The following is a 432-nucleotide window of genomic DNA, read 5'->3' as shown; positions in this document are numbered from 1 at the left end:
GCTCTTAGAAGCACGAACCTTGAATTTGCCCTGCTTCCAAAGCCTCGCCCAGTCGCGCGTGGTATTGGGCGACACCCCGATCTCATACGCTACGCGCTTGTACCCGTATCCAAGCTCGAACAACCTGACGGCCCGCTGACGCTTGGCGTCCGAAATCAAACGATCCGGACGCGTGCGATGCGGTTTCAACGCTGTTTGTGTGGCCATTGGCAGTAGAGTACGTCTGAGAAGTGCAGTCCCGCTATAAACACGGGACCAGAATCGAATTTGTAGGATTTTGCCAAAAAGAATCGTCAAGGGCAAAAGCACGTCAAGGCAATTCCCCCGAAAATGAGGCTTTTTACGGAAAAAATACCGTTTTTCTCGGGTAAATCCTGATGGATTCGAGAAGAGAGCGTGGTTTTTTACGATGCAGGGCAAGCGTTTTTGATC

Annotated in this window: 1 protein-coding gene; it reads right to left on the bottom strand. The window is 51.2% G+C overall.

Annotation, left to right across the window (positions count from 1 at the left end):
* Positions 1-207 (bottom strand): helix-turn-helix domain-containing protein (locus tag H6A60_RS12645; RefSeq protein ID WP_205105190.1); only part of this gene is annotated, 207 nt, incomplete at its 3' end.
* Between the last annotated feature and the right edge of the window lie 225 nt (positions 208-432).

Origin of the sequence: Sutterella massiliensis, from assembly GCF_016899755.1 — a bacterium.
GTDB lineage: Bacteria > Pseudomonadota > Gammaproteobacteria > Burkholderiales > Burkholderiaceae_F > Sutterella > Sutterella massiliensis.
The sequence above is the reverse complement of the archived record's forward strand: the minus strand, read 5'-3'. Positions and strand labels throughout refer to the sequence as shown.